Here is a 12,169-nt window from a genome sequence, read left to right as displayed (position 1 = left end):
CGGTGTAAAACTGCGCCGCTGACATATTAATCCGTAACAAAAAAAGCCGGTCACTGACCGGCTTTTTTATTTAGCTCAAGACAACTTAATCGTCTTGAGCAATTCATCAATGCTGACTTCGACCAGCGGGCGGATATCATGGCGCCACAGGGCAAAAGCCACATTGGCCTGAATGAAGCCCTCTTTGGAGCCACAGTCAAAGGTACGACCCTGATAATTAAAGCCGTAGAAATCCTGATCTTTCGCCAGTTTCAGCATCGCATCAGTCAGCTGAATTTCGTTACCGGCACCCTTTTCCTGCTTGCTCAGCAGGTCGAAGATTTCCGGCTGCAGAATATAACGGCCGTTAATATAGAGATTTGACGGCGCGGTGCCTTTGGCTGGCTTTTCAACCATCTGGTTGATTTCAAAACCATTGCCGATTGCATTGCCTTTGCCGACAATACCATATTTGTGCGCTTCTTCCGGATCGCATTCCTGCACAGCAATCACATTGCCGCCGGTCTGTTCGTAAAGCTCAACCATTTCCTTGAGGCAGCCTTTTTTCGACTGCATCACCATATCCGGCAGCAACAGTGCAAAAGGCTCGTCACCAACGATTTCGCGGGCACACCATACTGCATGGCCAAGGCCAAGCGGCACCTGCTGACGCGTGAAACTGGTCGTACCAGGCTGCGGCTGCAGGCTCTGCATATGGTTCAGCTCATTGAGCTTACCGCGTTCCTGCAGTGTTGTGTAAAGTTCAACCTGAGCATCAAAATAATCTTCGATCACCGCTTTATTGCGGCCGGTCACAAAAATCAGATGCTCAATACCCGCTTCGCGCGCTTCATCAACTACATATTGAATGACCGGCTTATCAACAACGGTCAGCATTTCTTTCGGAATTGATTTTGTGGCTGGTAAGAAACGTGTCCCCAGTCCGGCGACAGGAAAAACTGCTTTGCGGATTTTTTTAACTGAACTCATGTCACTTCCCGTTTTGTCCGGTTTCAACCTACATCAAACAAACCTAAGCCGCCGGTTATAATTTTTCTATTATCAACCTGTACTCTAGTCTCTTGCTAAACCTGATCTATAAAAGCCATTACAGCCAAACTATGAAAAAAGCCTGCATTTTCTAAAAGTTACGGTCACATTTCATGTGCGATTATTAACGCAGTTGAGCACCTCTCATGCCCGAACAGGAGTTTCTTCACGTCCCGTTCATCAATGATGCAGTAATTCAGTTAAGCTGAAATTACGCATATGCAGATCATTCATTGTCTGATTATTATCTGCACAGTCTTAACAGTTTTTTGCCGGTTCTTAATTCCGGCACTGCATGGTAAACTAAATGCTAACTTCCGTGTGGCATAAACAATGAACCTAGACCATTTCCCGCAAAATTGTGAAGCGATTTTGCATCCGGATAATGCGGCTAAAACCATTACCCGAGCGTAGTGAGCACCGGCAAACTGAACGACGCTCTTGATTGATTGCATTTTCGTACCCGCAACAATGCCTGTATGCATTGTTAGAATGCGAAATGCTAAAGTTTATATTCAGGGAGAAAAGCATGCTTCGAACCCATATTTTCAAAAGCCGCTTCTGGAAGACCGCAGCAACAACAGCCTCTGCGGCTGCCTTGTCGCTTCTTCTGACAACCGGCTATGCATCTGCCGATGCACAATTTCGCAAATGGGTTTCCGGTTTTCGCCCTGTAGCCCTTCAGAACGGGATTGCTCCGGCCACTTTTGACCGTGCTTTTGCCGGTGTGAATGCTATTGATCCGGAAGTGCTGCAAAAAGCGCGTTATCAGCCTGAATTCACCTCCCCTGTCTGGGAATATATCGACAACCGTGTCAACGAGCATTCTATCGGCACCGGTCAGGCCATGGCGCGCAAATGGGGCAAAGCCCTCAATGCGATTGAAAAGCAATATGGCGTAGACAAAAACGTGCTTCTGGCTATCTGGTCAATGGAAACCGGCTATGGCGAGATGATGCAGCGTCCGGATGTGATGCGCGATGCGATCCGCTCACTGGCTACACTGGCCTATGCCGACCAGCGCCGCGCCAAATATGCCCGCACGCAGCTGATTTCAGCGATGAAGATTCTCCAGACCGGTGATATTGACCGCGGACATCTGAGTGGTTCATGGGCCGGTGCAATGGGGCATACCCAGTTTATCCCGACTAGCTATCAGGCCTATGCGGTTGACTTTGACGGTAATGGCAAACGCGATATCTGGAATTCCGTGCCGGATGCGCTGGCAACCGCTGCCAATCTTCTGCGTAAAAACGGCTGGGAGCCGGGCCGCACATGGGGTTACGAAGTGGTTCTGCCTGCTTCGGGCAAGTTCCCGTCCGGCAGCCTGAGTATTGCTGAATGGCGCCGTCTGGGACTGGTGCGCGCCAATGGCCGTCCGTTCCCGAGTGATGCTGAAAAAGCCACGCTGAAAGTCATGGATGGCCGCAGTGGCCCTGCCTTCCTGATGACCAAGAACTTCTTCGTTATCAAGCGTTATAATAATGCGGATAAATACGCTCTCGGTGTGGGTCTTCTTGCTGACCGCGTTGCCGGTTATCAGGGTTTGGTACAGGACTGGAACCGTCCTTTCACACCAATCTCCATGAAAGAGCGTGAAGAACTGCAAACGCATCTGCGTGCACTCGGCTATTATGACGGCAATATTGACGGCAAAATCGGCTCAAGTTCACGTAAGGCGATTGAAGCCTTCCAGCAGCGCAACGGGCTGTCACCCGACGGCCATCCGAGCAAAGAAGTGCTCAGCGTTCTGCGCCGCCGCTAAATACGACTTATTGTCAGGCCGGTTGATCCGGCCTGATCCTTTATACTGCCGCATATATGCGTTCTAAACGGCAAATGCAGCAGAAGGCTTAAGGGTTGAAACCCGTTATGACAGATCAAACAGTCACACAGAACAAGATCAGAGCGGGCTTTCTCAGCCTGCAATCCTTAACTGTGGCTTTCGGCCTGACCGCATTGCTGGCAACTCCCGCCACTGCACAGACACAAATAGCAGAGCCGGACAGTGCCCCCACTCTCATTGCCCAGCAATATCCGCAGCAACAAAAACGCCGTACATTGCTGGATATATTATTCGGAAATCCCGCACAGCCTAGACAGCAGGAAGTCACACGCCCTCCGGTTCAGCAGCCGCAAAGACGTTCAGCACCGGTGAAGAAAAAACCCGTTGTCACCAAGCCTAAACCGGCCATTATTACACCGCCGCAACCGGAAGCCGTCGCAAAGAATCCCGATGCGCGGAAGATTATGGTTATTGGTGATTTTATCGCCGGTGGTCTTGCAGAAGGGCTGACAGAGACATTCTCTCAAACCGCGGATTTGCAGGTTATCAACCGGACCAATGGCTCATCAGGCTTTGTTCGTCAGGATTATTATAACTGGAGCAAAGAACTTCCGGCCATTTTGACTGAGCAGAAACCTGCCGTCGTCGTTATGATGATCGGGGCGAATGACCGCCAGCCGCTCACACAGAAAAGCATCAGTGTTGCGGCCGATACGGATGAGTGGAAGAAACTGTATCAGTCGCGGGTTGATGAATTTCTGCAGGTCACTGCGAAATCCGGCGTGCCTGTTGTCTGGATCGGCCAGCCGCCCTATCAATCTTCTTCACTGTCTCAGACCATGTTGTCGCTGAACAAGATTTATAAGACTGCGGCAGAACAAGCCGTCACAACGGAAGATACAACACCTCAGGTTGTTTTCGCCGATGTATGGGACGGTTTTGTCGATGATAAAGGCAGCTTTACTCAGACCGGTGTTGATGTGAACGGTCAGACGGTACGCCTGCGCGGTAATGACGGAATTAATATGACCGCAGCCGGCAAGCGAAAACTGGCTTTCTATGCGGAAAAACCATTGCGTCAATTGCTGAAACTCTCATCACCGGATGCTCCTGTTTCATCTGACAGTAAAAGCAATGAGCCTATGGCTTTGCCGGTGCAGAAAGAAATCACCCGTATCGGGCCAATGAAACTCAATGATCTGGATCAGTCCGGTGATGATACATTGCTGGGTGATACAACAGTAATCAGCAAAACCGCTGCTGCAGGCAACAAGCCTGCGCTGAAAACGGCTCCGCTTGGCCGTGCGGATGATTTCAGCTGGCCACGCCCTTAAAAAAAGCCTCAAGAGCGGCTCCGGTTAAGATTAAATAGCCGGAGTCGCTCTATCTTTTAGTTTACGCATTATCCTACGCAAAACCGCTTCACACTTTTGCTGGAAATGCTTTAGCGAGGCTTTTCTTCATTCACGCAGGCAACAGACTTGCACCCATCAATTGCAGATCAATAGCTCTTGCAGCCTGCCGCCCTTCACGGATTGCCCAGACAACTAATGACTGGCCGCGACGCACATCACCCGCTGCAAAGAGTTTTGGTACAGATGTGTGATAATCCGTCTCATTGGCCATCACGCTCTCACCGCCACGGGCATCTTTTTTCAGCTTCAGCCTGTCACCGAGTTCCGGCAACACGCCTTGCTTGGCAGGGCCGCTGAAACCAAGGGCAATGAATGCCAGATCAGCCTGCAAAATGAACTCCGAACCGGCAATTGGCTTGCGTCGTTCATCCACTGCGCTGCAAAGCACATGGGTCAGTTGACCGTCTTCGCCGCCAAAGCCAAGTGTTGCCACCTGAAACTCACGCATAGCGCCTTCCGCCTGACTGGAGGAGATGCGAATTTTGGTTGCCCAATAAGGCCACACGCCGAGCTTATCCTCCCGTGCCGGTGGTTCAGGACGAATATCCAGCTGCGTTACCTGTACTGCCCCCTGCCGGAACGCCGTGCCCACACAGTCAGAGGCGGTATCACCACCGCCGACAACCACAACCCGTTTGCCTGCTGCCGAAATACTGTCTTCCAATGCCCAAGCACGCGACTGTTCATCTTCCCCTGCAACACGGCGGTTTTGTTGCACCAGATAAGGCATGGCATCATAAACACCATTTAAGTCAGAACCGGGCAAAGCCGGATCCCGTGGTGTTTCCGCCCCGCCGCAATAGAGCACGGCATCATAATCTTTGAGCAATTGCTTGACCGCAATGTCCTTGCCGATTTCCACACCGCAATGGAAAGTCACCCCCTCGTCTTCCATCTGGGCGATACGGCGGTCAATCAATTGCTTTTCCATTTTGAAGTCAGGAATACCGTAGCGCAGCAAACCACCCGCACGGCTTTCCCGTTCATAAACATCCACACCGTGACCAGCACGTGCGAGCTGTTGTGCAGCAGCCAGACCTGCAGGACCCGAGCCGATAATCGCAACACGTTTTCCGGTCTTAACAGCCGCAATTTGCGGTTGTATCAGCCCCAGTTCGAAAGCCTTATCGGCCAGTGCCTGCTCAACTGTTTTGATCGCCACCGGCATATCTTCCAGATTGAGCGTGCATGATTCCTCACACGGCGCAGGACAAATCCGCCCTGTAAATTCCGGAAAATTATTCGTGGAATGGAGATTGGCAATCGCCTCTTCCCACTGTCCCGCATAGACCAGATCATTCCAGTCCGGAATCTGGTTATTCACCGGACAACCGCTGTCACCGCTTTTATCGCCATGACAGAACGGCACACCGCAATCCATGCAACGCGCAGCCTGCTTCTGCACTTCCGGCTCACTCATCGACAAAGTGAATTCACGAAAATGCCTGATGCGATCCGATGCCGGCTGATATTGCGCAACCTGCCGGTCGATCTCCAGAAAACCTGTAACTTTACCCATTTTAAAAACCTGTTCTTTTCTGAAGTGCGGATTATTCTGCGGCAACCGGATTGCGCAGAAGTTCCATCTCTTCCAAGGCACGGCGATATTCGACCGGCATGACTTTGACGAATTTCGGACGATATTGTTCCCAGTTATCAAGGATCATCCGTGCCTGCTCAGACCCCGTATAATGATGATGATTGGCCAGCAACTGTGCCAGACGCTCCTCATCGTGACGGGTCATATTGCCGGAAACATCCACGCGGCCTTTATGCATCAGGTCACCGCCGTGATGATGCAGCTTTTCGAGAATGTCGTCCTCTTCAGGCACCGGCTCCAGTTCGACCATCGCCATATTGCAACGCTGGGCAAAATCACCGGCTTCATCCAGTACATAGGCCACGCCACCGGACATACCGGCCGCAAAATTGCGCCCTGTCTCGCCGATCACAACCACCACACCGCCGGTCATATATTCGCAGCCGTGGTCACCCACGCCTTCAACAACCGCAACGGCACCGGAATTACGCACAGCGAAACGCTCGCCCGCCTGTCCGCGAATATAACATTCGCCTTCAATCGCGCCGTAGAGCACAGTATTGCCCGCAATAATCGCCTCATCGGCCTTGAGCCGGCTGTCTTCACTCGGACGGATAATAATCCGTCCGCCGCTTAAGCCCTTGCCGATATAGTCATTGCCTTCGCCATGGAGTTCAAAGCTGATACCGTGTGCCAGAAAGGCCGCGAAAGACTGCCCCGCAGTACCGTTGAAACGCACCTGAATTGTATCTTCCGACAGACCTTTGTGGCGGTAACGACTGACCAGCGCACCGGACAACATCGCCCCTGCTGAGCGATCCGTGTTTTTAATGCTGCGGGTAATCGTAACCTTCTCACGATTTTCCAGTGCCGGTGCGGCAGCTGCAATCAAATCACGATCCAGCACATCATCGATCGGATGTTGCTGCAATTGCGTATGACGCAATTGTTTTTCATCACCTGCAATTGCGGCATAAGGGCGATAGAAGATACGGCTGAAATCCAGCCCCTGCGCCTTCCAGTGATTAATCGCTGCCTGTTTTTCCAACAGGTCAGATCGACCGATAATTTGCTCAAGTTTGGTAAAGCCAAGCTCGGCCAGCAGTACACGCACTTCTTCCGCCAGATAGAAGAAGAAGTTGATCACATGCTCCGGTGTGCCTTTGAAACGCTGACGCAGCACAGGATCTTGGGTCGCCACACCAACCGGACAAGTATTGAGATGGCATTTGCGCATCATGATACAACCGGCAGCAATCAGCGGCGCAGTGGAGAAACCGAATTCATCCGCACCCAGCAAAGCACCGATAATCACATCGCGCCCTGTGCGCAGACCACCATCGACCTGCAATGCAATGCGCGAGCGCAAACCATTGAGAACCAATGTCTGATGGGTTTCTGCCAGACCTGTTTCCCAAGGGGAACCGGCATGTTTGAGCGAAGTCAGCGGTGATGCACCGGTACCGCCGTCATAGCCGGAAACGGTGATATGATCGGCACGTGCCTTGGCAACACCGGCAGCAACCGTGCCGACACCGACTTCCGACACCAGCTTGACTGAAATATCGGCTTGCGGATTGACATTTTTCAGGTCGAAAATCAGCTGTGCCAGATCTTCAATGGAATAAATATCATGATGCGGCGGCGGTGAGATCAAGCCGACACGCGGGGTGGAATGACGTGTCTTGGCAATTGTCGCATCCACTTTATGACCCGGCAACTGACCGCCTTCACCGGGCTTGGCACCCTGCGCCACCTTGATCTGAATCATGTCGGCATTGACCAGATATTCCGTGGTCACGCCAAAACGTCCTGATGCCACCTGCTTGATCGCCGAGCGCTGCGGGTTTGGTGAACCGTCACGCAGCGGATAGAGACGATCCGGCTCTTCACCACCCTCACCGGTATTGGACTTGGCACCCATCCGGTTCATGGCAACGGCCAGTGTTGTATGTGCTTCACGCGAGATCGAGCCGAAGGACATGGCTCCGGTTGAAAAGCGCTTGACGATTTCAGCCGCAGGCTCAACTTCTGCCAGATCAACCGGCCTCTTTCCGCGTTCACCCGCGCGCTTTAAGTGGAACAGGCTGCGGATGGTTTTGGCTGCCGCAGAACGGCTATTGAGCATTTCGGAATATTCCGCAAAGCTCTTCGGATTGTCATTGCGCACGGCATGTTGCAGCTTGGCCACCGCATCCGGCGACCACATATGCGCCTCACCGCGAATACGATACGCATATTCACCACCCGCAGGCAGAGCACCGGTACCACCGATTTCTTTCACGAAGGCCGTGTTGTGCCGCAACACAGTTTCCTGTGCCACTTCATTTAAGCCCACACCTTCAATCATCGAAGCGGTTCCGAAGAAATACCGGTCAACAAAATCCTGTTTTAAGCCGATGGCATCGAAAATCTGCGCACCACAATAGGACTGATAGGTGGAGATGCCCATTTTCGACATCACCTTCAGCATGCCTTTGCCGATCGACTTGATATAGCGGCTGACGATTTCACTACTATCCACCTCCGGCGGAAAATCGCCGCGCTGATGCATATCGGTCAGCGTATCAAAAGCGAGATACGGATTGATCGCCTCGGCACCATAACCGGCAAGGCAGCAGAAATGATGCACTTCGCGCGGTTCACCGCTCTCAACCACCAGCCCCACAGATGTACGCAGCCCCTTGCGGATCAGATGATGGTGTACGGCAGCCGTTGCCAGCAAAGCCGGAATGGCGATACGGTCAGGCCCGACCTGCCTATCAGACAGGATGATGATATTATAGCCGCCATGCACCGCCGCTTCCGCACGGTCGCACAGGCGTGCCAATGTGCCATCCATACCTGCAGCACCTTCATTCACCGGATAGGTAATATCCAGTGTTTTGGTATCAAAACGGTCTTCCGAATGGCCGATCGAGCGGATTTTTTCCAGATCAGCATTGGTCAGGATTGGCTGACGCACTTCCATACGCTTGCGCCGTGATGTGCCGACCAGATCAAACAGGTTTGGCCGCGGCCCGATGAAAGATACGAGGCTCATCACCAGTTCTTCCCGGATCGGATCAATCGGCGGATTGGTGACCTGCGCAAAATTCTGCTTGAAATAGGTATAAAGCAGTTTGGCCTTGTCCGAGAGCGCGGAAATCGGCGTATCCGTACCCATCGATCCAACCGCTTCCTGCCCCGTTGTCGCCATCGGTGCCATCAGCAGTTTGGTGTCTTCCTGTGTGTAACCAAAGCTGCGCTGACGCTCGATCAGGCTGACATCACGGCGTAGTGCGCGTGGCTCCACCGGTGCCAGATCTTCCAGCACCAGCTGCGTGTTTTTCAGCCATTGGCGATATGGATGCGCGCTGGCGATCTGGGATTTCAGCTCGTCATCACTGACAATGCGTCCCTCTTCCAGATCAATCAGCAGCATACGCCCGGGCTGCAATCGCCATTTTTTGACAATCCGGCTCTCGTCCACCGGCAGCACACCCGCTTCCGATGCCAGAATGATCCGGTCATCATCCGTCACCAGATAACGTGCCGGACGCAGACCGTTACGATCCAGTGTCGCGCCAATCTGACGGCCGTCGGTGAAAGCAACGGCGGCAGGGCCATCCCAAGGCTCCATCAAGGCGGCATGATATTCGTAAAATGCCTTACGCTCATCCGCCATCAGCTTGTTATTACCCCAGGCTTCAGGGATCAGCATCATCATCGCATGGCTCAGGCGATAACCGCCCTGCACCAGAAATTCGAGCGCATTATCAAAACAGGCTGTGTCCGACTGGCCTTCATAGGAGATCGGCCAGAGCTTGGAAATATCATTGCCGAACAGCTCGCTATCCACCGAAGCCTGACGCGCAGCCATCCAGTTTACATTACCGCGCAGCGTGTTGATTTCACCATTATGGGCAACCATACGATACGGATGCGCCAGCTTCCATGACGGGAAAGTATTGGTTGAAAAGCGCTGATGCACCAGTGCAATGGCGCTCTCAAAACGTGGATCTGCCAAATCCTTGTAATAGGCACCGACCTGATAGGCCAGAAACATGCCTTTATAAACAACGGTGCGGGCAGACATGGAGACAATATAGAAACCGTTATCACGGCCTTCAGTTTCCTGAAAAATCCGGTTGGAAATCACCTTACGCAGCACGAACAAACGGCGTTCGAAATCATCATCGCTGGCAATATTCGGATTGCGGCCGATAAAGACCTGACGATGCACCGGCTCGGTTGCGGCAATATCTGCGGCTTTGGACAGTGAACTATTATCCACCGGCACGGTGCGGAAACCGAGCAATGTCTGGCCTTCTGCGGCGATCACTTCCGTAATCACCCGCTCCAGATGCGCACGCAGTTTTACATCCTGCGGCATGAAAATCTGGCCGACAGCATAATGTCCGGCATCCGGCAGATGAATACCGGCTTTTGCCATTTCTTGTGCAAAAAACTGGTGCGGAATCTGCACCAGAATACCGGCACCATCGCCCATCAGCGGGTCGGCACCCACGGCACCGCGATGCGTGAGATTTTCAAGCATCTGCAAGCCGTCCAGCACAATCTGGTGCGACGGCACATTTTTCATCTGCGCAATAAAGCCGACACCACAGGCATCATGCTCATGTCGCGGATCATAAAGCCCTTGTTTCTTGGGCATAGTTCGGGATGTTTGGGTGGTTTTAGTCGATGTTGTGGTTTTGCCGCCTTTTTCTGTATGCGTATGAGCCTGAAATGCCCCAACAGAATGCGACTTGATCAACATCGAAACCTCCTTAGACCCGGTACAGGGCCATGTGCCGGCTCAGGCGTGCGGCACCAACCCGTCCTCCGGACGGGATAAAGACCGGAGCTGAAACAGCAGAATTGTTAAATGAGCTTGTGAAAATGCCTGTCCGTGCAGCGCACCAAAGGAAGCAGACAGCATAATACATCAGATTAATCATTGACCGGCCTCCCTTGTTGCTAAGCACGCTATGGCGTGCGCATGAACGGAATGCTCTCACCGGTTATCGCAACGCTGTTTTGATTGCCATTGCGGAAAACAGATGAAATCATAGCATGAATTGCAGCAAAATTCGCCGGATTTTCCTTAGACCGAACTCTGCTCAATAGGTCAGCATTACTGCCCTATCATTTTATTGCAGAATATTTTCTGCTCTACAAGCACGAAATATTCAATTTTAAATCGATTTTTTGTAATTTTATTGCGCAATCAATTTCATCATATGAAAAAACAAGGATTTAGCTGGCAGCACCAGGCGCAAATCAGAAAAACTGCGTCAATGTGACCACACCGAAACTTGATATCAGGTTTCATTCGTGTGTCAGAAAAAACCAGCTATAAACACGCATCACATTAAACTGCACCCTCTAAACGATTTGCAGTTTAGTTCTTAGTCCTGACGCATACGGAGCTCTTGATGTTCTTCGCTTCCGATAACTGGGCCGGTGCCCATCCTGATATTAATGCCAATATTACTGCTCATGCCGGTGGTTTTGCTGCTTCCTATGGTGCCAGCGAAATCGACAAAAAAGTCGAGCAACGCTTCAACGAATTATTCGAGCGTGAAGTTGCGGTTTATTTTGTCGGCACAGGTACAGCCGCCAATTCTCTGGCGCTGGCCAGCGTTAACCGTCCGGGCGGTGTATCGCTTTGCCATCGTGAAGCCCATGTGATCGAAGATGAATGCGGCGCACCGGAATATTTCACCGGCGGCGCCCGTCTGCATCCGGTAGACGGCGCTCTGGGCAAAATGGATCCGGCAAATCTGCGCAAGGAGCTGAAACGCTTCAACCCTGCCTTCATCCATGCCGGTCAGCCAATGGCTGTGACCATTACGCAGGCTACCGAAATCGGCACACTATATTCGCTTGATGAAATCGCAACGATTTCAGCGATCTGCCGTGAACATGATCTGCCGCTGCATCTTGATGGCGCACGCTTTGCCAATGCTCTGGTGACGCTGGGTGTTACACCGGCAGAAATGACCTGGAAACAGGGCGTTGATATCGTCTCTTTCGGCGGCACCAAAAACGGTTGCTGGTGTGCGGAAGCTCTGATTTTCATGAACCCGCAACAGGCGAAAGACCTGCCGTTCATCCGCAAACGTGCGGCGCAGTTATTCTCCAAAACCCGTTTCATTGCCGCGCAGTTTGATGCTTACTTACAAGATGATCTGTGGCTCAATCTTGCCCGTCATTCCAATGCCATGACCACCAGAATGGCAGATGCCATCAAAACTTCCGGTAAAGTGAAGCTGGAATGGCAGCCGCAGGCCAATGAGATTTTCGCCATTTTGAAAAAGTCAGACAGTGAAAAACTACTGGCACAGGGCGCAGTATTCCATGACTGGAACCCGCCACACAGCGCTGATCCTATTGCTGAGGACGAAACTTTCA

General features: G+C 52.1%; 6 protein-coding genes. 3 read left to right on the top strand and 3 right to left on the bottom strand.

The annotated features are described in order from the left end of the window. Positions 1-75: 75 nt before the first annotated feature. The gene (gene galU / locus A918_RS0103440) at positions 76-969 is read right to left on the bottom strand and encodes a UTP--glucose-1-phosphate uridylyltransferase GalU (RefSeq protein WP_022709701.1); all 894 of its coding nucleotides are present in this window, start codon (positions 967-969) and stop codon (positions 76-78) included. 559 nt (positions 970-1,528) lie between these two features. Here galU and A918_RS0103435 point away from each other — a divergent pair. Then, positions 1,529-2,794 (top strand): lytic murein transglycosylase, encoded by a 1,266-nt coding sequence (locus A918_RS0103435; protein WP_028233329.1) that lies wholly within the window; start codon positions 1,529-1,531, stop codon positions 2,792-2,794. Positions 2,795-2,901: 107 nt separating this feature from the next. Then, on the top strand, positions 2,902-4,149 hold the full coding sequence (locus A918_RS19305; RefSeq protein WP_022709699.1) for a DUF459 domain-containing protein: 1,248 nt from the start codon (positions 2,902-2,904) through the stop codon (positions 4,147-4,149). 130 nt (positions 4,150-4,279) lie between these two features. Here the strand turns inward: A918_RS19305 and A918_RS0103425 are convergent, their stop codons facing one another. Continuing rightward, positions 4,280-5,749 carry a glutamate synthase subunit beta gene (locus A918_RS0103425; protein WP_028233328.1) on the bottom strand — a complete coding sequence of 490 codons (1,470 nt, stop codon included), beginning with the start codon at positions 5,747-5,749 and terminating at the stop codon, positions 4,280-4,282. Positions 5,750-5,780: 31 nt separating this feature from the next. Then, positions 5,781-10,532, bottom strand: coding sequence for a glutamate synthase large subunit (gltB, locus tag A918_RS0103420; protein WP_022709697.1), 4,752 nt, complete (start codon positions 10,530-10,532; stop codon positions 5,781-5,783). A gap of 658 nt (positions 10,533-11,190) precedes the next feature. On the opposite strand from gltB, the gene A918_RS0103410 reads away from it, so the two are divergent. Continuing rightward, positions 11,191-12,169 (top strand): low specificity L-threonine aldolase (locus tag A918_RS0103410; RefSeq protein ID WP_022709695.1); only part of this gene is annotated, 979 nt, incomplete at its 3' end.

The sequence above is a fragment of the Pseudochrobactrum sp. AO18b genome, assembly GCF_000409565.1.
GTDB classification, from domain to species: Bacteria; Pseudomonadota; Alphaproteobacteria; order Rhizobiales; family Rhizobiaceae; genus Pseudochrobactrum; species Pseudochrobactrum saccharolyticum.
Note: the sequence above shows the minus strand (reverse complement) of the source record. Positions and strands in the feature narration are given on the sequence as shown.